Here is a 25,344-nt window from a genome sequence, read left to right on the forward strand (position 1 = left end):
TCCGGAAGACGGTTCCTACAAACGATTTCCTGCAAATCGGCGTTCCAACCCGCGCCGACCCACCCGGAGAGGTGGCAGAGTCCGGTTTAATGCGCTGGTCTTGAAAACCAGAGGCGGTGCGAGCCGTCCGGGGGTTCGAATCCCTCCCTCTCCGCCATATTTCTGTCCGACAAAGCTAAAGGACGTTCAGATAGCCCCTAGGAATAGGGGCTTTTCTTATGGCGTTTGCCATAGAGGGCGTCTTTCTGGGGATAGGAAAAAAGGCGGCCTTTGGTAGGCCGCCTTTTTGATGGTCCGGTATGTGTCGTTTGGCGTGGAGTCGGTTTCGCTTTGGACTACGGGCGTTGCATGGTCAGCCTGGGGGCTGTTTGTCTGGCTCTGGGGGTGGCTGTTGTTTCCGATTGCGCCGGTGCTCCGACGAGGCATTTCGCGCGGAACAGTGCGGACGGGTAGTCGGCACAGACGTTCTCGGGGCCGACGAGAGCCTTGGTTCCCATGGCGTGGAGCACGCGGCGAACGCCCTCGTTGATGTCCGCGAGGACAACGGTCGTGCCGGTCCGGTGCGCCTTCTGAATGACGTTTTCCAGCGCCTCAATGGCCGTCGCGTCGATGTGGTTGACGTGGCTCAGCTTGATGATGAGCACCTTGGGCGGCGTCCGGGTGAATTGCATGATGTCGATGAACCGTTGGGCCATGCCGAAGAAGAACGGGCCGTCGACTTCGTAGCTGGCGATTTGGTCATTGTAGTTGGAATCGGGAAGGGTGTCGGATTCCTTCCCCATGGGGACTTCGCAGACGCTGCCCACTTCGCTCATGCGTTTCATGAACAGCAGAGCGGCAAGCACCACGCCGACCTGCACCGCGACCGTCAGGTCGACGAATACCGTCAGCGAGAAGGTAATCAGCAGGACCAGGGAGTCGGCCTTCGGGGCGTGCAGCAGACGCTTGAAGCGGTGCAGTTCGCTCATGTCCCAGGCGACGAAGGTTAGGATGGCGGCCAGGCTCGCGAGCGGAATGTGGTACAGCAGCTTGGAGCAGAACATCAGGAAAATCACGAGAGTAATGACGTGAATGATGCCTGAGACCGGGGAATAGGCTCCCGCGCGGATGTTGGTGGCGGTGCGGGCGATGGCACCGGTAGCGGGGATGCCGCCGAACAGTGCCGAAGCGATGTTGGCGAAGCCCTGGGCCACCAGTTCCATCGAAGGGTTGTGCCGTTTTCCGGTCATGCCGTCCGCCACGACCGCGCTGAGCAGGGATTCGATGCCCGCGAGAAGCGCGATGGTCAGGGATTCCGGCAGCAGCACGCGGATGGATTCGAGGCTGAACGCGGGATATTGCAAATGGGGCAGCTCTGCGGGGATGCCGCCGAAATGGGAACCGATGGTTTCGATGGGCAGGTGCAGCACCCAGGTAGCCAGGGTGGCGAAGAAGATGCCCACGATGTGCGCGGGAAGTCTGGGGACAAACTGCCGCACCAGAATCATGATTGCGAGGGTGCCGAGACTGACGCTCAGGGCGGCTCCGCTGAAGGTCGGAAGCGCGTTGGCGCAAGCGGCGAGCCTGTCAAGAAATCCGGACGGCACGGAGGTCAGGCCGAGGCCGAAAAAGTCCTTGATCTGTGTGGTCACGATGAGCAGCGCAATGCCGGTCGTGAAGCCGGTGACGACCGGATAGGGGATAAATCGCAGGAACTGTCCGAAATTGAAGATGCCCATGAGCACCAACAGTGCGCCCGCCAGGAGCATGGTCACGACCAGCCCTTCGTATCCGTGCCGGGCGATGACGCTGGCCACGATGACAACGAAGGCGCCGGTGGGGCCGCCGATCTGGAAACGCGAACCGCCAAAGACGGAAATGATGAAACCGGCAACGATGGAGGTGAACAGCCCCTGTTCAGGGGTTGCTCCGGAGGCGATGGCGAACGCCATGGCCAAGGGCAGGGCCACAATGCCCACTGTTACGCCGGAACCCAGGTCCCGGGCAAGATTGTTGATGGAATAGCCTTCCCGAGTGGAAGACCACAGAGCGGGAATGAGATCCGCGCTGAAATACTTTGCAAAAGACATAAACGTCCCCAATGGCAGTGTTTCGCCGATGGGCACAGGCAGGTCCGGCCAATCCGACTCTGCGGTCGGGCCATGTCTGGAGGCTCATAAAAGGCAGGTTGAAAAAAACAGCCAACCCCAATAGTAGGGGTGAGTTCCGCTGTCAAGGCGAATCGTGTTTGGCGAATCGTTCCTGTTTACAGACGGTTCCGCCAGTCTGTTGTTTTCCCTTTCCGTTCAAAAGGGAAACCGTCCGGTTTTCGCGGTGGCTCAATGTTCGCCTGGAACACGGTTTCGTTTCATGGCGGGAATGTGTGTTTCCGGTGAAATCTCGTTGGTTTTCGGGGTGCCGATTCACTCGGTAACATATGGGAATGGAGCTAAAAGTCTGTCCGGCATGTGCTTCCGGCATTGAAGACCTTTCAAGACCTCTGTTGTCTTTGGGGAGCTGGGCCGCCGTCTGTCTGCTACATGGGGAGGGCACTCCGGGCTAAAAGGCGCGCGCGTGCACCGGAAATCGCGGCCGGAGTTCGTCTCCGCCCGGATTCACGGCTTTGCTGTTTGCCTTCGACCGGGATGATTCGGCCGTCAGCGGGAATACCGTTCCTCTTTCCACGGATCGGCGGAGTTGCTGTATCCGCGTTTTTCCCAGTATCCCAGTTCGTCCCGTGAGACGACTTTCAAGCCTTCCACCCACTTGGCGCTCTTGTAGAGGTATCTGTCGGGGACCACAGCCCGTACAGGGGCACCGTTGGGGCGGGGCAGCGGGTTGCCAGAGAGGGTGTGCGCCAGGAAGACGTCGGCCTTTCGCGTGTCAGCGAGCGGTATGCTCGTGGTGTAGCCGTGAGCAGCTTCGATGACGACGAATCCCTTGTCGATTTTGGGCCGTGCGCGGTCCAGGAGGGTGGAGAGAAGGACGCCGCGCCAGGATGAATCGAGCAGGGTCCAGCCGGTCACGCAGTGGATGTCGCAGGTGACGTCCGATTGCTCGAACTGCATGAATTCCTTGAAATCGATTGTGTAGGGGTGCTCGACTTCACCATGGACGCGCAGGCGGAAATCCTCGATGCGGGGGGAGCCGGGTTTGCCGCCCATGTCCTCGATGAGTTCAATGGCTGTCTGGCCCGGTGGGATCCGGGGCTTTCCGTCTGCCCGGAGCTCCTCGGCAAGGCTTTTTTGTCTGGCTTCCGTAACCGTGGCGAACAGGCCCGGCAGTCCGATGTTGACTACGGTTCCGGCCGCGACGGCCAGAAACAGGCGTCTGGAGAGTTTGTTGTCTTCTTTCATGAAATCTCCTTGGCGGAGTTGAGCGTTACGGAGACGTGGGCGAACGACCGCGTTCACCCTTCCCGGGCCGTGCGCATGGTCGAGAATCCACCACTCTCGTAAATTATCAAAGAGCGGTTTGAAGAACAAGAAGGAATCATTCCCGCTTCTCTGCACAGCGTTTTTCCCGTGCGAGCCGCATCCTTAGACGGTGATGAGTGTCTTCTCGTCGCGGAGGATCTCAGTCAGGGGATAACCCCAGAGAATGACCTCCATGTCGAGATCCTGGAGCGCCTTCTTGACGCCGAGCCGGTCGGCGCACGCCTCGCACGCGCTGAACTCGACGCCTTCCCGCTGGGCTTCGCGCACCAGGTCCCGGATGGTTTCGTTTTCGGCGACCAGCTTGGCGGTCGCACCCCAGACGATGACCCTGACCCGCTTCCACCAGCCGCGCATTGCGGACGCTTTGGCGTACATTAAAACCATCAGTTCCGAGGTCACCGGGTCGGCGTTGGTCCAGAGAATATTCAGTGTGTCTTTACTCATGGGAGTTCTCCTTATTTAGATTTGTCGGAGCGCGAACTATCGTTCGAGTTGGTCCAGGGCATCCAGAACGTCCGCCGGTTCGGCTCGCACGGTGTAGTCCGGGTCGACAAAGGCGTAGGCGATGGTGCCGTCGGTATCGACCACGAAGGTGGCGGGCAGGGGCAGAGTGAACCGGCCCGGTCCGTTGTGCTTTTCAAGCTCCAGGCCGAACTTGCCGTAGACCTCGCGCAGTTCGTCGGAAAGGGTGAAGGCGATGCCAATTTCATGAGCGTATCGGGAGTCCTGGTCGGATAGGACTTCATAGGCCAGGTCATTTCGTTCCGAAGTGGACAGGGAGCTGTCGGGAAGTTCGGGAGAGATGGCCACCAGGGTTGCCCCTCTTTTTCGGATCTCGCCCAGCACCTCTTGGTAGGCGCGCAGTTCGAGGTTGCAGTAAGGGCACCAGCCACCCCGGTAGAAGACGATGACCGTCGGGCCTTTTTCCAATAGCTCACCAAGGCTTTTGGGGATGCCGCTCTGGTTTGGAAGCGTGAAGGCGGGGAGCGGCTCTCCCTTTTTCGGGGCTTGTTGCGCCAGTCCGGCTTTGACGAGCCGGTCCAGTTCGGCGTCCATGATCTTGCGAGCGTTTTGCGGAATTACCTGTCCGCTTTGCGCCTTGGTTTCCGCGAGTTGTTTCTTGAGCGACATGGTGTTCTCCGGATTGTTCAGAGGTTGGGTTGACAGTGCAGCATTCAACTTGAATGCTCATTAAAGTTATAAATTGGGCAAAACCTTGTCAATCTCTTTTTGAATGCTTATTCAAGTTGAGTGACCGGGCGTTTCGTGGTCACATGTCCGTGCGGACGGAGGAGGACGTACTTCAATGGCAAAAGCGCAATATGACAGGGACGAAATTCTCGACAAGGCTGTCGATCTGTTCTGGAGCAACGGCTTCAGCGGGTCGTCCATGCAGCAGGTCGTGGAGGCCACCGGGCTGAAGCCCGGCTCCATTTATTTTTCCTTCGGCAACAAGGAAGCGTTGTTCACGGAGGCGGTGGAGAAGTACGCCCGGGACGGCATCGCCCGTATTCGGGAGACTTTGGACAACGCCCCGAGCGTTGGGGAAGGGCTCTGCCTGCATCTGGAACGGTTTGTCCGGGAAGCCTCCGAGGACGGCTATCGCAGTTGTTTTCTCGTAAAGACGCAGTTGGAAACGGCGGGGCTGGCCGATGGCCTGCATGAGTGCGCGGCCGCAAAGCTGCGGGAAATCGAGGCGCTGTTCCAGAGTTATCTTGAAAGGGAGTATGACGAGGAGTTGAGCCGCGACCGGGCCGCCAGCATCATGCTCCATATTTTCGGGATGCGAGTGTATGGTTATCGCCGGAACGCCGCCGAGCGTATGCGAAGGGCCTTGCGGGAGGGACTGTCGTGGCTCCCCTGGACCGACATCCAGTGACGAAGCCGATGATTTTGTAAAGCGGACCGCGATCGCCGCGCGCATGGTACGGCGTCTCCGGGGTTGCGGTCCCTCTGTCCAGCCTGGCGGGACGATGAAAGTCCCGCCCTCCCGGACGGAGGGCGGGGTGCTTTCGAGGCGTTATCTTCGTTCCTTCAGATGGTGAAGTCGATGACCGCGCCCTTGGCGTAGGGGCCGAGAACGTCGGTCTGGAAGTTGTAGCTTTGAGCCAGGCCCGCCTTGTCCTCCGACGAGGAGCCCGGATTGATGTAGTCCAGTGTCTTGGATACGAGCGATGCCTCGGCGGAGACCTTGTCCACCGGGGCGAGGCTCGGGCCGCTGTCGTTCATGTAGTCCAGGGTCTCGGACACCACGGCCGCGCCGAACGTCTGCCGATCGAAGGGCGAGTAGCTTCCGAGGCCGCCGATTGCCGTGGTCATAAGCATCCTCCTGCCGTCTGGACGAAAATAACGCCTATCCGCTCAATCGGAATTTTGCTGCACATCTTTAGGGGCGACAGGGAAAAATATTGCCCAATGAATACACCTGTGTGTATGGTGGCGATAGGAGGGCCCCCATGCGTATCGAACCTGTATGGCTGATCGTTGCCGCCGTCATCAGCGGTCTGGTCGGCGTGGTGCTGTACCGCTGGCAGCGGCCGCCGCTGGCGAAGCGCTACGTGTGGATCACCATTTTCGGGACCCTGTTTGCCATGTATTACATACTGAACGTGTTGTTCGGGAGCGGCCGCACGGGCTGGCCCTGAGGCGGATACGGAGGGATTATGGACAGGACATTGATGCTGGCCGCGGCCGTGGCGGCAGGTGTGGGCGTGGCCGCGGCGATCATTTGGAAGTTCAAGTCGCGCTGCCTGCCGTGAATGCTGATGTATGCATCCATCGGCGCAGGCGTCGCCGTATTCTTTTTTCTCCAATATCTCTTCGGCTAGGATTTTTCCCAATTCTTGACCTCGTCCCACAGGCCGTTCATCTCGTCGAGACTCATGCTGGTCAGGTCCAGACAACGCATTTCAGCCAACTCTTCCATCTTGGCGAATCGGGACAGGAACTTCTGGTTTGCGAAGTCGAGCGCCGCGTTGGCCTTGATGCCCTTGCGCCGCCCCAGTTCCACCAGGGTGAAGAGGTAGTCGCCGAATTCCCGTTCCGAGTCGTCGGCGTGGCCTGACGCCATGGCCTCCTGCCATTCGTCCCATTCCTGCCTCAGGTGTTCCTCCACGTCCCGGTCCGATTCCCAGGTGAACCCGTTGCGGGCTGACTTGGAGTTGATGCGGTACGCCTTGAGCAGGGGGGGCAGGCCCGAGGGCAGGGAGTCGAAGACTCGCTTGCGGGCGGTGCCCTTGTTCTCCTCGCGCTTGGTCTTTTCCCAGTTGTCCCACAGCTCGCCGATGTTGTCGAAACGCTTGTCGCCGAACACGTGCGGGTGGCGGCGGATCATTTTGGCCGTGCTGAAGTTGATGGAGTCGGCCAGGGTGTGGGTCCCCTCGCGTTCGTACAGGGTGGCCATGAACAGGAGGATGAACATGACGTCTCCCAGTTCTTCCATGGCTTCCTTAGGATCGCCCGAGCGAATGCCTTCGATGAGCTCGAAGGTTTCCTCGGCCAGGTAGTCGCACAGAGTCAGCGGGGTCTGTTCCTTGTCCCAGGGGCAGCCGTCGGGCGCGATGAGGGCGTCGATGACATCAAGCAGTTCGCGAAGGGCCTTGGCAGGGACGTCGTGTTTCGTTTCGCTCATGGCGAATCTCCTTGTGAAAATCGGAAACGGGTTGCGGAAAAGGCTACTCGGCGGCGTTGCCGTCGCTGATGCCCAGCGCGGTCTTGGCCGAATCCAGTGCCTGGGGCAGGTCGACGTATTCGCTCATCTTGGCGACGAGGTGCTGCGCCCTGGGCGCGATGGCCGATTCGTTGAGGATGTCGGACTCTGGGGCGAACGTCTGCAAAAACATCAGGCCCACCAGGCAGATGAGTGCGCCTTCAAGCAGGCCGAAGACACCGCCGAGCGTACGGTCGATCCAGCCGAGCAGGGATATCTCCAGCACGCTGCGGATCAGCTTGGTCAGCAGCCAGACCACGACCAGTGTTCCAATAAAAATGAGGAAATAGGACAGCGCACTGACGGTGATGTCGCTTTCTATGTAAAGCTTGAGATGCGGCGACAGGACGTCGTCGAACCTGGAGGCCAGATAGATGGCCAGGACAACGGCGATCAGGGACAGGACTTCCTGAACCAGGCCGCGGAAAAAACCGCGCAGGACGAAGAGTGCGATTATGCAGATGAGAATGATATCCAGAAAATTCATGTGAATGCACCCGTGGTCGGCTGAAGTGATCTTCCTGAGAGAGAACTAGCAAACTGACGGCGAAATGTGAACAGCATTCAGGGTATATTTTGTAATATGCCTCATAGGTAAATGAGGGGCGAGGCTTGTATCCATCGCGGAACTCGGCTACATGGACGGCAGGCGCGTGTAATATTGCAAGGAGTCGTGAATGGAGGTCTACAAAACGGAGTTTTCCGGGCTGCTTGTCCTGATTCCCCGTGTGTTTCAGGACGAGAGGGGATTTTTCCTCGAAAGCTACAACGCAGCGCGTTTCCGGGAGCTCGGCATAGACTGCGAGTTCATCCAGGACAATCATGCCTATTCGAAGGATGTCGGCGTATTGCGGGGCTTCCATTTTCAGACGCCGCCCATGGCCCAGGCCAAGCTGGTCTGGGTGACGCGCGGCGCGGTCCTGGACGTTGTGGTCGACCTGCGCAAAGGGTCGCCCACCTATGGGCGGACCGAGTACGCGATCCTGAGCGCCGCGAATTTCAAGCGCATGTTCATCCCCAAGGGGTTCGGACACGCCTACGCCACTATCATGCCGGACACGGAGTTCCAGTACAAGGTGGATGCGCCGTATTCCCCGGCCCACGAGGGCGGGCTTGCCTGGAACGATCCGGACATCGGCATGGATTGGAAACCCGCCCTGCAGGGCCGGGAGCCCATTCTTTCCGAAAAGGACCGGCTGTTGCCGGGACTTGCCGGGTTCACCTCTTCCTTTACTTTCAAGGATTGATTGAATGAATCATAATGAACAGGTCGGGACGCCTTTTGCCGAGGACTGCCACGCCATTATTCTGGCGGGCGGGTCCGGTACCAGGCTTTGGCCGTTGTCCAGGAATTTGCTGCCCAAGCAGTTGCTTGTGCTGGGGGGGACTTCCACCCTGTTGCAGCAGACCGTGGGCCGCGTCCTTGAGGTCTTTCCGCCCGATCACATCTGGGTGGTGACCAACGAGGAGCACGTCTTCGAGGTGCGTAAGCAGGTGACGGCCCTGGACAAAAATCTGGAAGGACAGGTTCTGTCCGAGCCGCTGGGGCGCAACACCCTGCCTGCCATCATGCTGGGCCTGGACAAGGTGGTGGAGGCCAATCCCAAGGCTTTGGCCGCCGTGTTCCCGTCCGATCATCTCATCCGCAACGGCAAGGCGTGGATCAACGACCTTGCGCGCGCCTCCGAAATGGCTGCCCGGAAGCGGTTCGTGACGTTCGGCGTGCAGCCGGACAAACCCGAGACCGGCTACGGCTACATCGCCTTGGGCGAGCCCGTGGCGGACAACGCCTTTGCCGTGGACGGGTTCGTGGAGAAGCCCGACTTCCTGACTGCGGACCGGTTCCTGCGCGAGGGCACCCATCTGTGGAATAGCGGCATGTTCCTGTTCTCCGCCAAGCATTTTCTGACACAGGTGGCCCGCTGCGAGCCGGTTCTGTGGAGCTGGTGGATGGCCCGTGACGAGGTCCCGCTGGTCCAGGGATATCGCGATATACCGGATATTTCCGTTGATTACGGGGTGGTCGAGAAGATCGACAACATCACCGTGGTCAAGGCCGGCTTCGAGTGGGATGACCTGGGCAGTTGGGAAGCCATGTACCGCCTCGGCGACAAGGACGCGGACGGCAATGTGATCCAGGGCGACGTCCTGGCCATGAACTGCCGCAACTGCCTGCTTATCAGCGAAGGCGGCAAGCTGGCCGTGTCCGGGCTTGAAGACATGATAATGGTTCAGACCCGGGATGCGACCCTGGCCTGTCCCATGAGCCGTGTTCAGACCGTGCGCGACGTTGTGGCCGCTCTCAAGGCGCAGGGCAGCCGGTTGGTGGAAAGCCACCCCACGGTGTATCGCCCGTGGGGCAACTACACGGTGCTGGAGGAGGGACCGCAATACAAGATCAAGCGCATTCAGGTCAGCCCCGGAGCGTGTCTGAGCTCCCAGATGCACCATCACCGAAGCGAGCATTGGGTGGTGGTCGACGGCACGGCCGAGGTGGAGGTGAACAACCAGGCGTTGATTCTTGTGGAAAATCAGTCCGTGGATATTCCCAAGGCTTCCCAGCATAGGCTGGCCAACCCTGGTAAGGTCCCGTTAAATATAATAGAAATTCAGAGCGGACCGTATCTTGAGGAGGACGACATCGTCCGCTTCGACGACGTTTATGGTCGTGCCCAGAAATAGTGGGCTAATTTGTGATGGAGGTTAACTGCTGAAATATCTAAGTTTTTTCTATGCGGGGAGATCGTGAAAATTTTCATATTCTCTTGACACCAAAACGATTGGTGCCGTATGGGAACTTAGTTCAATTGGTGTGATTTTCACATTAACTCTAGAGTGATGGGGCGAGGTTATGGAGGAAAGAAAAGCATCGAAGCGGTGTGGAGGGGCATTCCCCTTTATCATCGGCTTCCTGGCTACCTGCGTCTTGGGCTGGGCCGTTATTCCCGGTCTGTTCTTCGTCGAAGAGGAGCAGCCGATCTGGTTCAGTCACGCCGTGCACGTAGACGGTCAGGGAATGGATTGCGAGAGCTGCCACTATTTCCGGGATGACGGCTCCTACGCCGGCTTCCCGACCAACGAAGTCTGCGCCGAATGTCACGCGGTCGATCCGGAGGAGGCCATGGAAGCCATCGCCGAGGAAGGCATCGACCCGAACGACTACGACGCCATCATGAAGGCCGAAATCGGAGCGATCGAGGACAATCTGGCTTCCTCGGACGAGAAGATGATGCAGGCCGAGCGCGAGTACGTGGTCAAGTACCTGATTCAGGGCAAGGAAGTGCCCTGGCTCAACTATCAGTACCAGCCGGACAACGTGTATTTCTCTCATGCTGCGCACATGAACCTCTCCATTGAGGAACTGGCGAGCCTGAAGAAAGAGCTGTCCGATGTGGTTGATCCCTCTGTCTTCGAGGGCGAGGCCCCCGAGCAGAACTGCAATCTCTGCCACCTGAAGGACATTCATCTGAACGATGAGCCGCCGGCTTTCGAGCGCAACGTCCTGTCCGGTTACAGCAAGATGACCATGAAGATGTGGAAGTGCGAACGGTGTCACGCCCTGCAGGGCCAGCCCAACGCCTGCTACACCTGTCACAAGTAAAGGGGTACTGAGAATGAGCGTAGCACGCAGAACTTTTATTCAGTTGGGTGCGGGCGCCACCGTCGGTATTCTTTTTACTCCGACGGTTTGGAAAGCCCTTGATGACGTGTCCATCTGGACACAGAACTGGCCCTGGATCCCCAAATTGAAATACGGGGCGACCGAGGCCAAACCCACCGTTTCCAAGATGTGCGAGTCCGGCTGTGCCGTGAAGGTCCGCACTGTCGCCGGAGAAGCCTTCGGTACCATGGGCAACGAGGACAACCCGCTTTCCGGCGGGGGCATCTGTCCTCTTTGCGCCAACGGCGTTCAGGTCAAGAACAGCCCGACCCGTATCAAGGCTCCCATGTTGGACGGCCAGGAAATCTCCTGGGAAAAGGCGAAGGAAGTCGTGACGGAGAAGCTTGAGGCGGCCGGTTCCAAGGTTGCCTTCATCTCCGGCGATCAGACCGGCACGGTCAATGAGGTCTTCTCCGCGCTGCTCGCGGACAAGGGCAGCGACGCCTTCTACGTCATGCCCGGCGACATGCAGGCCGCCGACAAGGCGTGGACCGGCATGATGGGCGGCGCCGGCCAGATCGGTTACGATCTGGAAGGGGCCGACCTGGTCCTGCTGGCCGGAGCCGACGCCCTGGAGTCCTGGGGTCCGACCGTGGCCAATCTCAAATCCTTTGCGGCCAATGAGTCCGGCAAGTTCCTCTTTGCCGGTCCCATGCAGACCAAGACCGCTTCCGTGACCTCCAAATGGATTCCGGTTCCGGCGGAGGGTATGGCCGCCTTCACCCTGGGCATCGTCTACTATGTCCTACAGGCCGGGAAGACCGTTGATACGGCCGACTTCGGCCAGTTCAAGGCCATGGTCATGGGCGACTACAGCCCGGCCAAGGTCGAGGCCGCCACCGGCGTCAAGGCCGAACGCATGGCCGCCCTGGCCAAGGACCTGTTGACCGCCTCCAATCCGGTGGTCGTGCCCGCAGGGCCTGTGGCCGCTCACGGCGCGGCGTTCGCCCTGAACCTGCTGCTCGGCGGCGCCATGAAGGCCCTGCCCGAGTTCGGCAAGGCCGTTTCCGGCGCCATGAGCCGCTCCGAGATGCTCAAGGCGGATGTCCTGGAGGGCGTGAACACCGATCTGCTCTTCGTTTACGAGGCCAACCCCGCTTACGCCCTGCCCGAAAAGGTCAAGGCTGGCTTCACGGTGGCCTTCGACTGCATCCAGACCGAAACCACCGCCTCGGCCAATCTGGTCCTGCCGACCCTGCATCCCTACGAGCGGTTCGACGACCTGGCCAGCCCCTACGGCGTGGCCGACGCCACCTACTCCATGGGCGCGCCGGTCTGCAAACCGTCCGTCAACGCGGCTTGCGCCGCCACCTTCGTCCTTGGTCTGGCCGATCTCGGTTTCGAGACCTTCGAGGAGGTCCTGGGAGCCAAGGCCGAAGCCATGGGCGCGGACATGGATTCCCTGACCGGCGGCGAAGCCTTCGTGGTCGAGGGCGAAACCCCGAGAGCCGCAAGTCTGGCCGCCAATGTGCTCGGCAAGGCCGCAGCGCCCGTCAAGGGTACCGGAGCCGTGGGACTGGTTCCCTATACTCTGCTCAACGTCGGAACGGCCAACCGGGCCACCACGCCCAACGCGCCGTGCACCATCAGCAACAACCAGCTGGTGGGCGACCACATGGTCGTCATGATGGGTTCCACCACCGCCAAGCAGCTCGGCGTTTCCGTCGGGTCCAAGGTGAAGCTCTCCGGCGGCAAGGGTGAATGCGAAGCCCTTGTGCAGATCTTCGAAGGCGTCATGCCCGGCGTCGTGGCCGCTCCTCTGGGGCTTGGCCATACCGTGGGCGACGAGTTCTCGAAGGGCAAGGGCGATAATGTCTACAAGATCCTCACGGTGAACTCCGAGGCTGCCACCGGCGCCTCCTCATGGGCCGGTTCCACTGTGAACGTCGCCAAAATCTAGGGGGAACCGTCATGCAAATGAAAGAATTCAAAATCAAGTGGGGCATGGTCATCGATATTGACAAATGCACCGGATGCGGCGCCTGCATGGTTGGCTGCCAGGTGGAGAACAATATCGCTCCCATGACCAAGAGCGACCCCTATAACTATGTCCAGGCGCTGACCAAGCCGCGCGACGACGCGTCCAACAAGCTTCGGACCCTGACCTGGATGAACGTCTACGAACTGTCCAACAACAAGCCGTTCCCGGAACACGAGACCGCTTATCTGCCCAGGCCCTGTATGCAGTGCGGGAATCCCGCCTGCGTGCCCGTCTGCCCGGTCGTGGCCACGGACAAGAACGAGGAGGGCGGCATCGTCTCCCAGATCTACCCCCGTTGCATCGGATGTAGATACTGCATGGCCGCCTGCCCCTACCATGCACGGTACTTTAACTGGTGGGATCCGCTTTGGCCCGAAGGCATGGACAAGGGCCTCAGCCCGTCTGTGTCCGTTCGTCCGCGCGGCGTGGTCGAAAAGTGCAACTTCTGCCATTCCCGTTACCTGGACGCCAAAAACAAGGCCCGCATGGACGGCGAGGATCCGATGAACCTGCCTGACGGCGCGTACAACACCGCGTGTGCCGAGATTTGTCCGACCAAGGCCATCACCTTCGGCGACCTGAACAATCCGGAACACAAGGTGCACGAGCTCGCCAAGAGCCCCAATGCGTTCCGTCTGCTCGAAAAGTTGGGCCTGCACCCGCAGGTCTACTACATGTCCGAGCGTGAATGGGTCCGCAAGCAGGGCGACAACTACAACGCCGATGGCGGCGGACACCACTAGGAGGCTGAACAATGGATAGCAAACTCTTCCCGGAAGGGGTGCAGCGGTGCTCTTTCGGCAAGTTCCTGATTTGGACAGCCGTGATTCTGGCCTTTTTCCTGTGGGGCCTCTATGCCGCCGTGCTCGTGCTTTACAATGGAATCGGCACCACCGGCCTGGACAACTACTTCGGGTTCGGTGCCTGGATCACCTTTGACCTGGCGGTGATCGCCCTGGGAGCAGGCGCGTTCTTCACCGGGTTGCTCAAGTACATCCTCAAGATCAAACAGCTTGAGAAAATCATCAACCTGACCGTGGTCGTCGGCTTCATCTGCTACTCCGGCGCCATGCTGGTCCTGACGCTCGACATCGGGCAGCCCGGCCGCGCATGGTTCGGCTATTGGCATCCGAACGTCCACTCCATGCTGACCGAAGTTATCTTCTGCATCACCTGTTACTGCACCGTGCTGATCATCGAGTTCGTCCCGCTGGTCCTTGAGCAGAAGCAGTTGAACAAGATTCCCTTCGTTCACGCCCTGGCGCACAACATGCATGTGAACATGGCTCTGTTCGCCGGTATCGGCGCGTTCCTGTCCACCTTCCACCAGGGTTCCCTGGGCGGCATGTACGGCGTCCTGATCGGCCGTCCCTTCGCTTTCCGCGAGGGCTTCTTCATCTGGCCGTGGACCTTCTTCCTGTTCGTCCTCTCCGCCGTTGGTTCCGGTCCGGTCTTCACCGTTCTGGTCGCCACCTTCATGGAGAAGCTGACCGGCAAGAAGCTCGTGGACTTCAAGACCAAGGCCCTCATGGGCAAGATCGCCGGCACCATGCTGACGGTCTACATGTTCTTCAAGATCCTCGACACCTGGGCATGGGCCACCGGCTATCTGCCCTCCGTCGGCCTGACCTTCGACCAGATGTTCTACGGCGTAGCCTACGGCAAGTGGCTGCTCTTCACGGAAATAGTCCTGTGCGGCGTGGTCCCGGCGATCATGCTGATTACCCCGTCCATCCGCAATCGTCCGGCTCTGCTGTACACTGCGGCCATTCTGGATTGCGTGGGCGTTTCCCTGAATCGGTACATCTTCACTGTTCAGACCATCGCCTTTCCGGCCATGCCCTTCGACAAGTGGTTCGTGTACTACCCCAACTGGGTTGAATACGCTTCCTCGATCATGATCGTGGCCTACGGTTTCCTGGTCCTGACCCTGGTGTATCGCTATCTGCCGCTGTTCCCGCAGGAGCGCGAGCTGAACTAGCCTGATCGTCCCCCATCATCAACAAGAGACCGCTCTCCGAGCGGTCTTTTTTTTGGGGTTTGTCCGTTTGTTATTCCCGTTTTCTGAATGGTGTTGCGGAATGATTCCATGCCGGGAAAGAGGGGGAGGAGGTCGGAAGTCGAGATTCAGTGTGGGGATGAATTGACTCAATATTCCGGCGACGACGGTTTTGATTCCGATTTTAAGTGCGTGGAGTCGGCCGGATGTTTTTACCGCGAGCCGAGGCCAGGCGGTATCAGAATTAACGGCAACCTTTCGAGCCTAATTTATATGTTGTTTGCTTCGATATGAAAAAAAGCGTATTTGTTGTTTGGGATACATGTTTTGATTGCGTGATAGGTCGTGGCTAGATGCATTCGGCAGCCCGAGGAGGGGACATGACTGTTTGCGGAAAGTTGAAGATTGGGTTTGTGGGCCTCGTTGTTGTGTTGTTGCTTGCGGCTTGTGGTGGAACTTCGCCGGAGAAGAAGACGTCGCAGAAATCCGAGTCGTCCGGGTCGTGTGGTACGGTGGGTGAATCCTCCCTTGTGACCATCGCCACCGGGGGTATATCCGGGGTGTATTACCCTGTGGGTACGGCCATCGCCAACATGGTCAATCGGAATCGGGACCGCTATGGCTTTCAGGTGGTGGTGGAGTCCACGGGCGGGTCCGTGTTCAACATTAACGCCGTGGCTGCCGGAGACATTCAATTCGGCATAGCTCAGGCGGATCGTCAGTATCAGGCTGTGCGCGGCATCGCCGAATGGCAGGGCCGCGGTGCGCGGAAGAACCTGCGTGCGGTGTTCTCCCTGCATCCGGAGACCCTGACCCTGATCGCGGGGGATGACACCGGCATTAGAGATATACGCGATCTCAAGGGGCACAGGGTCAATATTGGCAATCATGGGTCCGGCCAACGCCAGAATTCCCTGGATGCCCTGAATGCTGTCGGGTTGAAGCCTTCCGACCTCGACATCGTGGAGGTCAAGGCCATAGAAGCCCTCGAATTGCTCAAGGAAGGGGCCATAGACGCCTTCTTCTATACCGTGGGGCATCCTTCGCCCGCTATAAGGAAGGCAACCGAGGGGCCTCGCAAGGTGCGCATCGTGCCCATCGGCGATGTGGGCCATATGTTCGTCCTGTATCCATTCTACGTCCCGTCCAGGATCGACATGGCGAACTATCCAGGCGCGGCCAATGAGGAAGAGTGGGTGGACAGTTTCGGGGGCAAGGCCACGCTCGTCTCTTCATCCGATGTGCCGGACGCTGTTGTCTACGCCGTGACGCGCGAGGTGTTCGAAAATTTCGAAGACTTCAAGGCGCAACAGTCCGCTTTCTCGGAATTGACAAAAAAGGGTATGTTGCAGGGGCAATCCGCGCCCATTCATCCGGGTGCCATGCGTTATTACGAGGAAACCGGTTTGCTCCGGTCGGAGTAACGGGAACAGATTCTCTCCCTTTTGTATCTTTGCGGAATCGCAAAGGATCGTTTTGGGCGGTCTGACGAGGGAGAACGACGTGTGAGTGAGAGGGCGTCCAGGTGGCGAAAACGGCACGGAAATGCTCGGATTCGGGTGTTGACAAAGTTGTATTTTCCTCTGGACGCCTTGACTTTATTCCCGTTTCGGACAATATTTTATGTCTGTGACTTGAGCCCTGCCGACCTGTCTGGGCACGCGGCGGATTGGAGGGGCTTTTTCTTTATCCTACATATCTAGGTCCGGAGACAACTGCAAATGGCAATGATCGAAGTGCAGAAACTGCACAAGTGGTATGGCGATTTTCATGTTCTGCAAGGTATCACGGAGTTCGTGAACAAGGGAGAGGTGCTCGTCATCTGCGGCCCGTCCGGTTCCGGCAAGTCCACCTTCATTCGCTGTATCAACCGGCTTGAGGAATATCAGAAGGGGCAGATCCTGTTCGACGGAAAAAACATCCTGGACAAGGATGTCAACATCAACGATCTGCGGGCCGAAATCGGTATCGTTTTCCAGCAGTTCAACCTTTATCCCCACCTGTCTGTTCTTCGCAACGTCACTCTCGCTCCCATAAAAGTCAAAAATATGCCCAAGGAACAGGCCGAAGAGAGCGCTCTGCACCTGCTTGAGCGGGTGGGCATTCACGACCAGGCGCACAAGTATCCCGCCGAGCTTTCCGGCGGACAGCAGCAGCGCGTCGCCATTGCCCGTTCCCTGGCCATGAAGCCCAAGGTGATGCTTTTCGACGAGCCCACCTCGGCGCTGGATCCGGAGATGATCAACGAGGTTCTCAACGTCATGAAGGACCTGGCGCGGGAAGGTATGACCATGCTTTGCGTCACTCACGAAATGGGTTTTGCGCGCGAAGTTGCCGACCGCGTCCTGTTCATGGACGGCGGCGTGGTGGTGGAGCAGGCTCCGCCCGACGAATTCTTCCGCAATCCCCAGCACGAGCGCACAAAGAACTTCCTGAAGGAAATTCTTTAATTGGCCATAACACAGGAATCTAAAGAGAGAGGAGGATTCATGAAACGATTGGTACTCATTCTGGCTCTGGTGCTGTCCTTTGCCTTCGCGGCCAATGCCGCGTTCGCCGGCAAGATCGAGGACGTGAAAGCCAAGGGCGTTCTGGTCTGCGGCGTCAAGGACTCCGTTAACCTGTTCGGATTTGTTGATCCCGACAGCAAGGAACTGGTCGGCTTCGACGTGGACATCTGCAAGTACATCGCCAACAAGCTGGGCGTGAAGACCGAGTTCAAGGTCGTCACTTCCAAGAACCGCATCCCCATGCTGGCTCAGGGTTCCGTGGATATCCTCGCCGCCACCATGACCCACAAGTTCTCCCGCGACGAGCAGATCGATTTTTCCATTACCTACTTCATGGATGGCCAGAAGCTCCTGGTGAAGAAGGGCTCCGGCATCATGTCCACTGACGATCTGGCCAACAAGAAGGTCGGCACCGTCAAGGGCTCCACCTCCGAGAAGAACATCAAGGCCGCGCAGCCCAAGGCGCAGGTCATTTCCTATGACGAATACCCGCAGGCCTTCATGGCTCTGAAGCAGGGCAAGGTCAAGGCCGTGACCACCGACTCCGGCATTCTGGCTGGCCTCAAGGCTGGTGACGACAACCCCGAGATGTGGGAAATCGTCGGTCCCTTCTTCTCCTCCGAGCCGTACGGCCTCGGCGTTCCGCAGAACGATTCCGCCTACCGCGATTTCGTCAACAAGTGCCTGAACGAGATGTGGCTGGACGGCACCTACCACAAGCTCTTCAAGAAGTGGATGGGTTACGACCTGCCCGCTGGCTGGGAGATGGAACTCTGGCCCATGTAAGGATTATTAGTCCGATGTACCGGGAGCGCTTAAAGCGCTCCCGGTTTTTGAACCAACCTTAACCAGCGGATTATATTTTGGATTATACGTTTCATTGGGCCAAGATGTTCTCGGGCGAACCCGCCCAGTGGATGTGGGAGGGGTTCTGCACCACAATGCAGATTTCGATAATATCCCTAATCTGCGCCATGATTTTGGGAATCGTCATTTGTGTTCTGCGGATGACCCCGTTCAAGCCGCTTCAGTGGTTCAGCCTCGCCTTTACCGAGTTCTTTCGCAATACGCCGCTGCTCGTACAAATCTTTTTCTGGTACAACGCATCCTATTTCGTCATCCCTACGGTCATCAATAATTGGATGAACGACCTCTACTACTGGTTTCCCGGCCCGTTTTCCCTGTTCGGACACGAATTCGTGGGTGAATGGATGCTTTTCAACGTCGAGCTCATCATGGGCATTATCGCCCTGACCGTGTACACCGCAGCCTTTATCGCCGAGGAGATCCGGGCGGGCATCTTCTCCATTCCGAAGAACCAGCTTGAGGCGTCCCGCGCGGTGGGGCTCTCCTTCCTGCAGGGGTATCGCTACGTGATTCTTCCGCAGGCGTTGCGCATTGTCATTCCGCCGCTCATTTCCCAGGCGCTCAATCTTATCAAGAACTCTTCTCTGGTCATGGTCCTGGGCGTTACCGATCTCATGTACCAGGCGAGCCAGATCGAGTCCTACCACGCCATGCCGTTTGAGGCGTTCACCGTCGCTTTGTTGATCTATCTGGCGATCTCCCTAGTCGTCTCCTTGTGCATCAACTTGTACAACAAACACTTCATGATTCAGGTCATGTACTAGAGGTAGCCGATGCATTGGGATATAGTTTACAACAACTTCGACTATTTTCTGTACGGGAACACGTCTCTCGACTGGCATTTCCCCTTCCTTCACAACCCCGAAGGGCTTGTGGCCAGCGTCATCCTGGCGATTTTCGGTATTTTCGGCGCATTCTGGCTTGGCCTGGCCGCCGGTCTCATGCGGTTGTCCAGGAACAAGTGGGTCAAGGTGCCTTCCGTTTGTTATATCGAGATGATCCGCGGAATGCCGCTGCTCCTCCTGATCTTCTGGTTTTATTACCTGGCTCCGGTTATTACAGGGCAGAACATGCCCGCTTTTTCCACGACCATGATTTGTTTCGTGGTCTTTACCGGGGCCTATGTGGCGGAAATCGTTCGGGCGGGCGTCGTTGCGCTGCCCAAAGGCCAGATGGAGGCCGCGCGTTCCACCGGGTTGAGCCATGCGCAGGCCATGCAATTGATTATTCTGCCGCAGGCGTTGCGCAACATGATCCCGTCTTTCGTCAACCAGTTTGTCTCCCTGACCAAGGATACCTCCCTGGCCGCCATCCTCGGCGTCATCGAGTTGACCCGCACCGGCGTTCAGGTGGACAACCGCGAGATGGTCGCATCCTTCGAAATATGGATCGCCATCGCCTGTCTCTACTTCATGATTTGCTATATACTGACCTCCTACAGCCGACGGCTGGAGGCACAGTTGTCTCGCTATCAAGCCCGAAATCGTTAGCGGGCCGGAGCGGGCAAGCCCGTAAAAATTAGTCGCCATTAATCGAGACGATCCGGAAAACGAATGAAAAGCGTTCCGGATCGTTTCGTTTTTGCGTAAAAAATGAATTTGAAAATGAAGAAAATGTGTACCGGGAGGGTGCCGTTTTGACGCAAATAACCTTTCAGAATTTTCAAAAACCCGAGGACATCGAGGCAGAATCCTTTAGAATCATCGATTCCGAGGTGCCAAAGCCCCGTCCTTTCGAGGGGGCGAAATGGGAAATCGTCCGCCGCATGATCCATACCACTGCGGATTTCGAGATGCTTTCCCTGGTTCGTTTTCACGAGCGGGCCGTGGACAACGGTCTCAAAGTTCTCAGGAACGGCGCCGTGATCGTCACCGACACGGAAATGGCGAGGCGTGGAATGCCTGTGCGCCGACTTGATCCGTTGGGTTGCGTCGCGCATTGCCTGATGAACGACCCCCGCGTCGTGGAGCGCGCCAAGCGTGAGGGGATCACCCGGGCCAAGGCCGCCGTGGACGTTGCCGTGAACGAACTGAAGCCCGATATATGGGTGGTGGGAAACGCGCCGACCGCGCTCATCCGGCTGGTCGAGCACGTGGACAACGGCTACGCGAGCCCCGCGCTTGTTGTCGGAATGCCTGTAGGGTTCGTGAACGCCGCAGAATCCAAGGCGCTGCTCATGAGCCGGGATATTCCCTATATTTCGGTGGAAGGGCGCAAGGGGGGTAGCGCGCTGGCCGCTTCGGTGATTAACGCCCTGGCCGTGCTCGCCGCCTGATTTTTCGTTTTTTCCTTTTTAGAAATGCGCCCGAGGGGTTCTCCCCGAGGGCGCATTTCGCGTTTTTTCGTCGTCGTTTTTCGCAAGGTGAAAAAGCATTTTCCGAAATCCTTGGACACAGCGAAATTTCCTGTTAGAAATTCACCTGTGTACCGTACGCTACGGATGCGGGAAGAAGAGGTTTTTGCGGATTCAGGCCCGGCCTGAGGAATACCAATCAGCCCTGGAAGGAGCTATGCCCAGAAAGTTCAAAGGCAAAAACAAAGTAACCATTTACCCGGACTGGTGCAAAGGCTGCGGCATTTGCGTCGAATTCTGCCCGGGCAAGGTCCTTGACCTCGGCCCGGACGGAAAGGCCGTGGTGAAGCGTGAGGCGGACTGTATCCGGTGCGGCTTCTGCGAGCTGCATTGCCCGGATTTTGCCATCGTGGTCAGTCACAAGGAACCCATGGACAATGGTCTGTCCGAACAGGACGCTGAAATCCTGCCGCCGAAGAAGAAAACGGCCGGGAAGGGGGCTTAGGCTATATGCCCAGACGCAAGAAACGCACTGAAATTTTCGCCCTCGGCAACGAGGCTGTGGTACAGGGGGCACTGCTGGCCGGTTGCTCCTTTTATGGCGGATATCCTATCACTCCCTCTTCCGAGATCATGGAAATCATGGCCGCCAGCCTGCCCAAGATCGAGGGCGGCGTGTTCATGCAGATGGAGGACGAGATCGCCAGCATGGGCGCGGTGATCGGCGCTTCCCTTTCCGGTCGCAAGGCCATGACCGCCACCTCCGGCCCCGGATTTTCCCTCATGCAGGAAAACCTGGGTTACGCCGTGATGGCCGAGACTCCGCTGGTCCTGGTCAACGTCATGCGCGGCGGGCCGTCCACCGGACTGCCCACAAGTCCTGCCCAGAGCGATGTGCAGCAAGCCCGTTGGGGCACGCACGGCGACCATCCGATCATCGTCCTGTCCGCTTCGGATGTGCAGGAATGTCTCGACATGACCATCACGGCCTTCAATATGGCCGAAAAGTACCGTACTCCGGTCATCCTGCTGCTGGACGAGGTCACGGCTCACACCCGTGAAAAGATCGAGATTCCCAACGAAGGCGAGTACGAAGTTTTCTCCCGCACCGTTCCCTCCATGCCGCCCGAATGGTATCGGCCTTACGAGGAAACCGTGCGCGGCGTGCCGCCCATGCCGCCCATCGGCTCGGGCTATCGTTTTCATGTCACCGGCCTGACCCACGACCGCAACGGGTTCCCCACCCAGCGGCCCGAGGAGGTGGTCGAGCTCATGGACCGCATCCACCGCAAGATCGATCAGTTCTTCTACGACATCCAGCTTGTGGAGGAGATCATGACCGACGATTGCGACGTCTGCGTCATCGCCTACGGTTCCGTGGCCCGTTCGGCTGAACTGGCCGTGAAACAGGCGCGCAGCCATGGGGTCAAGGCCGGGCTGCTCAAGCTCATGACCTTGTTCCCCTATCCGCGCAGGCACACGGAAAAGATCCTTGCCCACGCCAAGACCCTGGTGGTTCCCGAGATGAACATGGGGCAGATGTCCCGAGAGGTGAAGCGCGTCAACATGGGCCACGCCGCGGTCAGGACCATCAATCGCGTGGACGGCCAGATCGTCACTCCCTCTGAAATCTTCAAGGTCATCATGCAGGGGTAGCGTTATGAGCAAAAATATCACCGGAAACGAAATCATTCATCAATACCTGAGGCACAACAAGAAATTCCCGCATGTGCTTTGCGCGGGATGCGGCCACGGCATCGTGCTGGGCACCCTGATCCGCTCCATCCACTCCCTCGGTATCCCCAAGGACGATGTGGTCGTGGTGGCGGGCATCGGCTGTTCAGGACGGCTCGCCGTGTACGTGGACTTCAACACCGTTCACACCACCCACGGGCGCGCTCTGAGCTTCGCCACAGGCATCAAGATGTCCAACCCCAAGCTTCACGTCATCGCACTCATGGGGGACGGGGACGCCCTGTCCATCGGCGGCAACCACCTCATCCACGCCGCCCGGCGCAACATTGGCGTAACGGCCTTGATCCTCAACAACAGCATCTACGGCATGACCGGCGGGCAGTCTTCGCCGGCCACGCCCGAAGGCTCCACCACCATGACCAATCCCTACGGGCAGTTGGATCACAGTTTCGACACCGTGGATCTGGCAAAGGGGGCCGGGGCCAACTATGTGGCGCGGGGCACGGTCTTTCACGTCAACAGGCTGGAAACGGTTATGGTCGAGGCTTTGGAACGGCCCGGCTTCAGCGTGGTCGAGGCTATCACTCCGTGTCATACCCAGTACGGCCGAAAGAACAAGTACAAGACCCCCGTGGACATGTACAAGTGGCTCAAGTCCACGGCCATCACCGTGGAGCGGTATAACGAGCTGCCCGAGGAAAAACGGGAGGGTCGTATGCCCATCGGCGTGTTTGTCGATCGGCAACAGCCGGGCTTCGAGGAACGTTACTACGCCATGCAGGACGGCTTTCTCAAGCGATCCGCAAGGGGGGGCAAGTAGATGAAGGCGCCACAGAATCTCGATCGGTTCGAAATCCGTTTCTCCGGCCTCGGCGGCCAGGGCATCATCACGCTTGGCAAGATAATGGGCCAGGGGCTTGCCCTTGGGCATGGCTACAACGTCACCCAGACCCAGAGCTACGGGCCCGAGGCGCGCGGCGGGTCGAGCAAGTGCGATCTGGTCATCAGCTCGGAGCGCATAAGCTATCCCAAGGCTGAAAGCCTGGACATGCTCGTGGCCCTGTCCCAGGAGGCGTGCAACACCTACTTCCCGTATCTCAAGAAGGGCGGCATCCTGGTTCTGGAATCCGATCTGGTCAAGCAGCCGCCCACCAATCAGTACCTGGGCCTGCCGTTCACGGCCCTGGCCAGGGACAAGGTCGGCATTGTCCAGGCCATGAATACGGTGGTCCTGGGCGCGCTCTCCTTCCTCCTGCCGTTCGTCAATCAGGCAACCATGCGCAAGAGCCTGGAGTCGGTCCTTCCGACCAAGATCAGGGCCGTCAACACCAAGGCCTTCAACCTGGGGCACCGCCTCGCCAAAAAACAATGGGGCGAGGACGCGGGCGAAATCTGGCGTCCGGAAGACATCTCTAAAAAATGATGGCGGAACACATGAAAAACAAAGGGGCTTCGCTGATGCGGGGCCTCTTTTTTTGCGTTCGCATTCCGCGAACGCGGCCATGTGGGGTTGGCGGGCAAGCGATGTGCGCCGGATGGTCCCGAGCCTCGGAGGACAGGGGGCCCAGGAGCGCCTAGTCGTTGAACGAGGTCTTGACCGTGGGGGTGAGTCCCCTGTCGCGCTCGGAGAGCTGGGGAAGCATCTGCCGGACGCTGTCGGTAACGGGCAGGGTCCAGTTGTGGGCCGAGACCACGGTGGAATCCACCAGACGGATGACGCGGGCGGTCATGTATATGTATTGGTCGGCCACGACGTAAGACCCCACGAGCCTGGCCGTTCGGGGCGGCAGTTCGCGGGAGGAGCCCGCCAGTCCCGCAGCATGGTTGTAGTCCTTGGGCGTGACGCCCGAAGCGTAGGTGAAATCCGTTGCGTTGGGTTCGCCTGCGGTGATGCGCACCCCGCGCTGGACGAGCCGGTCCGCGATCTGGTCGGCCATGGTTTGGCCGAATACGGACTTGTCGCCGGGATCGTTTCGATTGTCGAAGGACGAGATGAACACGGCGGAGTTGGGCGAAAGTTCGCTGCTCGCCATGTTAGCGTAGAGGATATCGGCGGCGCGGTAGTTGAGCTCAATGATCGGCACGGACGCGGTGTCGTGGTAGGCTTGCGCCGTGGGCTGGTTGTCGGTCACGTAGTTGAACGCGTCCGAGGTGGTCCCTTTGGTGTCTTCCCACATGCGGTTGCCGCATCCCTGCGTGAAGAGCAGGGATGCCGCCGTCAATATGCTCAAGGCCGTCTTGTTCATGTCGTTGTCGTCCCGGGTCGCGGTTGTGCCGATGCAATGTTTCGGGGCGGGATGCCCCGAATGCTATTCGGCTGTTTTCGGGATTTCCTTTAGGATGGCGCGCAGAAGCCTGACCATTGCCGACGAGGATTTCTCCGCCTGGGCGATGACCCGCTCCAGAGGAGCCTCTTCCATGCAGTCGGGCAGATTCTTGTTGGTCAGGCAGGAGAGGCCGAGGATACGGATGCCCATGTGATGGGCCGCGATGGCCTCCATGCAGGTGGACATGCCGATGGCGTCCGCTCCCATGATCCGGTACATGCGGGTTTCGGCGGGGGTCTCCATGTTCGGTCCCACGACCTGCATGAACACGCCCCGTTCCAGGCGGATGCCCTGTTCCAGGGCCTTCTCCACGGCCATCCTGCGCAGGGCCGGGTCGTAGACCGCGCACATGTCCGGGAAGCGGTCGCCCCAGGCGTCGACGTTTTCGCCGCGCAGCGGGGTGAGTCCGGTCAGGTTGATGTGGTCCTCGATGAGCATGGGGCAGCCCACTTCGAAGGATGGGTTGAGGGCCCCCACGGCATTGGTAAGGATCAGGGTCCGTATACCAAGCTCGCCGAGCACGCGGATGTTGTGGGTGGCTTCCTGCGGGGTGAAGCCTTCGTAGAGATGAAACCGGCCGTCCAGAGCGAGCACCGGGACGCCCTCGATGGTCCCCGAAATGAGGCGTCCGGCATGGCTTTTCACCGAGGAAACCGGGAAGTGCGGTATGTCTTCGTAGGGGATGGCCACGGGCTCTTCTATGGCCGAGGTCAGGGGGCCGAGCCCCGTACCCGTGACGAAGGCGACGGCACCGGCTTGAATTTTGCCTAGCTTTTCATGTATGTATGCGGCAGAATGTCGTATCTTTTTCTGGTATTCCATGTAGGCTCCTTTGGCTTGGACGCGCCGTCGGGCGGGGGAGAGGGCTTTTGCAAAACGGACCGAT

27 protein-coding genes and 1 tRNA gene are annotated in these 25,344 nt (G+C 58.9%); 19 read left to right on the forward strand and 9 right to left on the reverse strand.

Annotation, left to right across the window (positions count from 1 at the left end; genetic code table 11):
• Positions 1–65: 65 nt before the first annotated feature.
• Positions 66–157 (forward strand) — tRNA-Ser (locus LF599_RS06835).
• Positions 158–335: 178 nt separating this feature from the next.
• Here LF599_RS06835 and LF599_RS06840 read toward each other — a convergent pair.
• From LF599_RS06840 to LF599_RS06855, 4 genes are all read right to left on the reverse strand, one after another.
• Positions 336–2,069, reverse strand: a complete 1,734-nt coding sequence (locus LF599_RS06840) for a SulP family inorganic anion transporter (RefSeq protein ID WP_279522768.1) — start codon at positions 2,067–2,069, stop codon at positions 336–338.
• Positions 2,070–2,636: 567 nt separating this feature from the next.
• Complete coding sequence (locus tag LF599_RS06845; RefSeq protein WP_279522769.1) at positions 2,637–3,335, reverse strand: molybdopterin-dependent oxidoreductase; 699 nt, start codon at positions 3,333–3,335, stop codon at positions 2,637–2,639.
• Positions 3,336–3,518: 183 nt separating this feature from the next.
• Entirely contained in the window at positions 3,519–3,860 is a 342-nt protein-coding gene (locus tag LF599_RS06850) for a DsrE family protein (protein WP_269941195.1), read from the reverse strand.
• Between the two features lie 36 nt (positions 3,861–3,896).
• Positions 3,897–4,547 (reverse strand): peroxiredoxin-like family protein, encoded by a 651-nt coding sequence (locus LF599_RS06855; RefSeq protein ID WP_279522770.1) that lies wholly within the window; start codon positions 4,545–4,547, stop codon positions 3,897–3,899.
• Between the two features lie 175 nt (positions 4,548–4,722).
• Here LF599_RS06855 and LF599_RS06860 point away from each other — a divergent pair, with 175 nt between their 5' ends.
• Positions 4,723–5,295: a TetR/AcrR family transcriptional regulator gene (locus LF599_RS06860; RefSeq protein WP_279522771.1), complete on the forward strand. Its 573-nt coding sequence runs from the start codon at positions 4,723–4,725 to the stop codon at positions 5,293–5,295.
• A 155-nt stretch (positions 5,296–5,450) separates the two neighbouring features.
• On the opposite strand, the gene LF599_RS06865 is transcribed toward LF599_RS06860, so the two are convergent.
• Positions 5,451–5,735 carry a hypothetical protein gene (locus tag LF599_RS06865; RefSeq protein WP_279522772.1) on the reverse strand — a complete coding sequence of 95 codons (285 nt, stop codon included), beginning with the start codon at positions 5,733–5,735 and terminating at the stop codon, positions 5,451–5,453.
• A gap of 137 nt (positions 5,736–5,872) precedes the next feature.
• Here LF599_RS06865 and LF599_RS06870 point away from each other — a divergent pair, with 137 nt between their 5' ends.
• A complete protein-coding gene (locus tag LF599_RS06870; protein ID WP_279522773.1) occupies positions 5,873–6,061 on the forward strand; it encodes a hypothetical protein in 189 nt (62 codons plus the stop codon).
• A 179-nt stretch (positions 6,062–6,240) separates the two neighbouring features.
• Here LF599_RS06870 and mazG read toward each other — a convergent pair whose 3' ends face one another.
• Positions 6,241–7,047: a nucleoside triphosphate pyrophosphohydrolase gene (gene mazG / locus LF599_RS06875; RefSeq protein ID WP_279522774.1), complete on the reverse strand. Its 807-nt coding sequence runs from the start codon at positions 7,045–7,047 to the stop codon at positions 6,241–6,243.
• Positions 7,048–7,090: 43 nt separating this feature from the next.
• Positions 7,091–7,612: a CvpA family protein gene (locus tag LF599_RS06880; RefSeq protein WP_269941191.1), complete on the reverse strand. Its 522-nt coding sequence runs from the start codon at positions 7,610–7,612 to the stop codon at positions 7,091–7,093.
• Positions 7,613–7,802: 190 nt separating this feature from the next.
• Between LF599_RS06880 and rfbC the strand changes: the two genes are divergently transcribed.
• From rfbC to LF599_RS06960, 16 genes are all read left to right on the forward strand, one after another.
• Positions 7,803–8,372, forward strand: coding sequence for a dTDP-4-dehydrorhamnose 3,5-epimerase (gene rfbC, locus LF599_RS06885; protein ID WP_279522775.1), 570 nt, complete (start codon positions 7,803–7,805; stop codon positions 8,370–8,372).
• A 4-nt stretch (positions 8,373–8,376) separates the two neighbouring features.
• Positions 8,377–9,807, forward strand: a complete 1,431-nt coding sequence (locus LF599_RS06890) for a mannose-1-phosphate guanylyltransferase/mannose-6-phosphate isomerase (protein WP_279522776.1) — start codon at positions 8,377–8,379, stop codon at positions 9,805–9,807.
• Positions 9,808–9,976: 169 nt separating this feature from the next.
• Entirely contained in the window at positions 9,977–10,726 is a 750-nt protein-coding gene (locus tag LF599_RS06895) for a cytochrome c3 family protein (protein ID WP_279522777.1), read from the forward strand.
• A 13-nt stretch (positions 10,727–10,739) separates the two neighbouring features.
• Positions 10,740–12,686, forward strand: a complete 1,947-nt coding sequence (qrcB, locus tag LF599_RS06900; RefSeq protein WP_279522778.1) for a menaquinone reductase molybdopterin-binding-like subunit QrcB — start codon at positions 10,740–10,742, stop codon at positions 12,684–12,686.
• An 11-nt stretch (positions 12,687–12,697) separates the two neighbouring features.
• Positions 12,698–13,510 carry a menaquinone reductase iron-sulfur cluster-binding subunit QrcC gene (gene qrcC, locus LF599_RS06905; RefSeq protein ID WP_279522779.1) on the forward strand — a complete coding sequence of 271 codons (813 nt, stop codon included), beginning with the start codon at positions 12,698–12,700 and terminating at the stop codon, positions 13,508–13,510.
• 11 nt (positions 13,511–13,521) lie between these two features.
• Positions 13,522–14,748, forward strand: coding sequence for a menaquinone reductase integral membrane subunit QrcD (gene qrcD, locus LF599_RS06910; protein WP_269941187.1), 1,227 nt, complete (start codon positions 13,522–13,524; stop codon positions 14,746–14,748).
• A gap of 398 nt (positions 14,749–15,146) precedes the next feature.
• A complete protein-coding gene (locus LF599_RS06915; RefSeq protein ID WP_279522780.1) occupies positions 15,147–16,190 on the forward strand; it encodes a TAXI family TRAP transporter solute-binding subunit in 1,044 nt (347 codons plus the stop codon).
• A 297-nt stretch (positions 16,191–16,487) separates the two neighbouring features.
• Positions 16,488–17,216 carry an amino acid ABC transporter ATP-binding protein gene (locus LF599_RS06920; RefSeq protein WP_269941185.1) on the forward strand — a complete coding sequence of 243 codons (729 nt, stop codon included), beginning with the start codon at positions 16,488–16,490 and terminating at the stop codon, positions 17,214–17,216.
• A 39-nt stretch (positions 17,217–17,255) separates the two neighbouring features.
• Positions 17,256–18,062: an ABC transporter substrate-binding protein gene (locus LF599_RS06925; RefSeq protein WP_279522781.1), complete on the forward strand. Its 807-nt coding sequence runs from the start codon at positions 17,256–17,258 to the stop codon at positions 18,060–18,062.
• Positions 18,063–18,139: 77 nt separating this feature from the next.
• Complete coding sequence (locus LF599_RS06930) at positions 18,140–18,907, forward strand: amino acid ABC transporter permease (protein ID WP_269941184.1); 768 nt, start codon at positions 18,140–18,142, stop codon at positions 18,905–18,907.
• A gap of 9 nt (positions 18,908–18,916) precedes the next feature.
• A complete protein-coding gene (locus tag LF599_RS06935; RefSeq protein WP_279522782.1) occupies positions 18,917–19,633 on the forward strand; it encodes an amino acid ABC transporter permease in 717 nt (238 codons plus the stop codon).
• Positions 19,634–19,779: 146 nt separating this feature from the next.
• Positions 19,780–20,418, forward strand: coding sequence for a precorrin-8X methylmutase (locus LF599_RS06940; protein WP_279522783.1), 639 nt, complete (start codon positions 19,780–19,782; stop codon positions 20,416–20,418).
• Between the two features lie 235 nt (positions 20,419–20,653).
• Entirely contained in the window at positions 20,654–20,941 is a 288-nt protein-coding gene (locus tag LF599_RS06945; RefSeq protein WP_279522784.1) for a 4Fe-4S dicluster domain-containing protein, read from the forward strand.
• A gap of 5 nt (positions 20,942–20,946) precedes the next feature.
• A complete protein-coding gene (locus LF599_RS06950) occupies positions 20,947–22,092 on the forward strand; it encodes a 2-oxoacid:acceptor oxidoreductase subunit alpha (RefSeq protein WP_279522785.1) in 1,146 nt (381 codons plus the stop codon).
• A 4-nt stretch (positions 22,093–22,096) separates the two neighbouring features.
• Positions 22,097–22,951, forward strand: coding sequence for a 2-oxoacid:ferredoxin oxidoreductase subunit beta (locus LF599_RS06955; protein WP_279522786.1), 855 nt, complete (start codon positions 22,097–22,099; stop codon positions 22,949–22,951).
• Positions 22,952–23,554 carry a 2-oxoacid:acceptor oxidoreductase family protein gene (locus tag LF599_RS06960; protein ID WP_269941182.1) on the forward strand — a complete coding sequence of 201 codons (603 nt, stop codon included), beginning with the start codon at positions 22,952–22,954 and terminating at the stop codon, positions 23,552–23,554.
• Between the two features lie 151 nt (positions 23,555–23,705).
• On the opposite strand, the gene LF599_RS06965 is transcribed toward LF599_RS06960, so the two are convergent.
• Together LF599_RS06965 and LF599_RS06970 are read right to left on the reverse strand one after the other, a co-directional pair.
• On the reverse strand, positions 23,706–24,377 hold the full coding sequence (locus LF599_RS06965) for a FlgO family outer membrane protein (protein WP_269941181.1): 672 nt from the start codon (positions 24,375–24,377) through the stop codon (positions 23,706–23,708).
• 63 nt (positions 24,378–24,440) lie between these two features.
• Positions 24,441–25,280, reverse strand: coding sequence for a purine-nucleoside phosphorylase (locus tag LF599_RS06970; protein ID WP_279522787.1), 840 nt, complete (start codon positions 25,278–25,280; stop codon positions 24,441–24,443).
• Positions 25,281–25,344: the final 64 nt, after the last annotated feature.

Origin of the sequence: Pseudodesulfovibrio thermohalotolerans, from assembly GCF_021353295.2 — a bacterium.
Classification (GTDB): Bacteria; Desulfobacterota; Desulfovibrionia; order Desulfovibrionales; family Desulfovibrionaceae; genus Pseudodesulfovibrio; species Pseudodesulfovibrio thermohalotolerans.

Coding starts and splice junctions, on each gene's coding strand:
- LF599_RS06840 (WP_279522768.1), bottom strand. CDS start 2,069: ATGTCTTTTGCAAAGTATTTCAGCGCGGATCTCATTCCCGCTCTGTGG.
- LF599_RS06845 (WP_279522769.1), bottom strand. CDS start 3,335: ATGAAAGAAGACAACAAACTCTCCAGACGCCTGTTTCTGGCCGTCGCG.
- LF599_RS06850 (WP_269941195.1), bottom strand. CDS start 3,860: ATGAGTAAAGACACACTGAATATTCTCTGGACCAACGCCGACCCGGTG.
- LF599_RS06855 (WP_279522770.1), bottom strand. CDS start 4,547: ATGTCGCTCAAGAAACAACTCGCGGAAACCAAGGCGCAAAGCGGACAG.
- LF599_RS06860 (WP_279522771.1), top strand. CDS start 4,723: ATGGCAAAAGCGCAATATGACAGGGACGAAATTCTCGACAAGGCTGTC.
- LF599_RS06865 (WP_279522772.1), bottom strand. CDS start 5,735: ATGACCACGGCAATCGGCGGCCTCGGAAGCTACTCGCCCTTCGATCGG.
- LF599_RS06870 (WP_279522773.1), top strand. CDS start 5,873: ATGCGTATCGAACCTGTATGGCTGATCGTTGCCGCCGTCATCAGCGGT.
- mazG (WP_279522774.1), bottom strand. CDS start 7,047: ATGAGCGAAACGAAACACGACGTCCCTGCCAAGGCCCTTCGCGAACTG.
- LF599_RS06880 (WP_269941191.1), bottom strand. CDS start 7,612: ATGAATTTTCTGGATATCATTCTCATCTGCATAATCGCACTCTTCGTC.
- rfbC (WP_279522775.1), top strand. CDS start 7,803: ATGGAGGTCTACAAAACGGAGTTTTCCGGGCTGCTTGTCCTGATTCCC.
- LF599_RS06890 (WP_279522776.1), top strand. CDS start 8,377: ATGAATCATAATGAACAGGTCGGGACGCCTTTTGCCGAGGACTGCCAC.
- LF599_RS06895 (WP_279522777.1), top strand. CDS start 9,977: ATGGAGGAAAGAAAAGCATCGAAGCGGTGTGGAGGGGCATTCCCCTTT.
- qrcB (WP_279522778.1), top strand. CDS start 10,740: ATGAGCGTAGCACGCAGAACTTTTATTCAGTTGGGTGCGGGCGCCACC.
- qrcC (WP_279522779.1), top strand. CDS start 12,698: ATGCAAATGAAAGAATTCAAAATCAAGTGGGGCATGGTCATCGATATT.
- qrcD (WP_269941187.1), top strand. CDS start 13,522: ATGGATAGCAAACTCTTCCCGGAAGGGGTGCAGCGGTGCTCTTTCGGC.
- LF599_RS06915 (WP_279522780.1), top strand. CDS start 15,147: ATGACTGTTTGCGGAAAGTTGAAGATTGGGTTTGTGGGCCTCGTTGTT.
- LF599_RS06920 (WP_269941185.1), top strand. CDS start 16,488: ATGGCAATGATCGAAGTGCAGAAACTGCACAAGTGGTATGGCGATTTT.
- LF599_RS06925 (WP_279522781.1), top strand. CDS start 17,256: ATGAAACGATTGGTACTCATTCTGGCTCTGGTGCTGTCCTTTGCCTTC.
- LF599_RS06935 (WP_279522782.1), top strand. CDS start 18,917: ATGCATTGGGATATAGTTTACAACAACTTCGACTATTTTCTGTACGGG.
- LF599_RS06945 (WP_279522784.1), top strand. CDS start 20,654: ATGCCCAGAAAGTTCAAAGGCAAAAACAAAGTAACCATTTACCCGGAC.
- LF599_RS06950 (WP_279522785.1), top strand. CDS start 20,947: ATGCCCAGACGCAAGAAACGCACTGAAATTTTCGCCCTCGGCAACGAG.
- LF599_RS06955 (WP_279522786.1), top strand. CDS start 22,097: ATGAGCAAAAATATCACCGGAAACGAAATCATTCATCAATACCTGAGG.
- LF599_RS06960 (WP_269941182.1), top strand. CDS start 22,952: ATGAAGGCGCCACAGAATCTCGATCGGTTCGAAATCCGTTTCTCCGGC.
- LF599_RS06965 (WP_269941181.1), bottom strand. CDS start 24,377: ATGAACAAGACGGCCTTGAGCATATTGACGGCGGCATCCCTGCTCTTC.
- LF599_RS06970 (WP_279522787.1), bottom strand. CDS start 25,280: ATGGAATACCAGAAAAAGATACGACATTCTGCCGCATACATACATGAA.